This is a genomic window from Sporosarcina luteola (assembly GCF_023715535.1).
GTDB classification, from domain to species: domain Bacteria; phylum Bacillota; class Bacilli; order Bacillales_A; family Planococcaceae; genus Sporosarcina; species Sporosarcina luteola_B.
The window spans coordinates 1-407 of record NZ_JAMBOI010000062.1; the positions used below are offsets into that span (position 1 = coordinate 1).

The 407-nt window shown below is 53.3% G+C and carries 1 pseudogene; it reads right to left on the bottom strand.

The features are described 5' to 3' along the window. Positions 1-407: pseudogene (gene dcm, locus M3191_RS18320) on the bottom strand (DNA-cytosine methyltransferase); the annotation flags it as partial.

Below are 407 nucleotides of genomic sequence, written 5' to 3' on the forward strand. Positions count from 1 at the left end.
TGCTGACGCAACGCCACCGCCTGTTTGATTTTTGGCTCAAGCAGTTTTGCCACCGCGGCAAAGACCGGCACGACCACCGAGTTACCGAACTGGCGATAGGCCTGAGTGTCCGAAACCGGAATGCGGAATTTCGCTTCTCCCGGCGCTTCAAAACCCATTAAGCGTGCGCATTCACGAGGCGTTAACCGACGTGGACGATGTTGCTGATTCAGCGGATCGTCAAAGTCTTTTTCACCCGTGGCCATATCCCAGCCGCGATCGATTAAAATTTCCGCGCCATCTTTGTAATAACGCGCAGACAGCGTACGGGTGACGCTTTGCGGATTGTTCGGATAAACCATTCCATAACCGAAGCCGTTACCGCGCGCCTGATGTTTTTTCGCATATCGATAGAGGTACTTCCACAG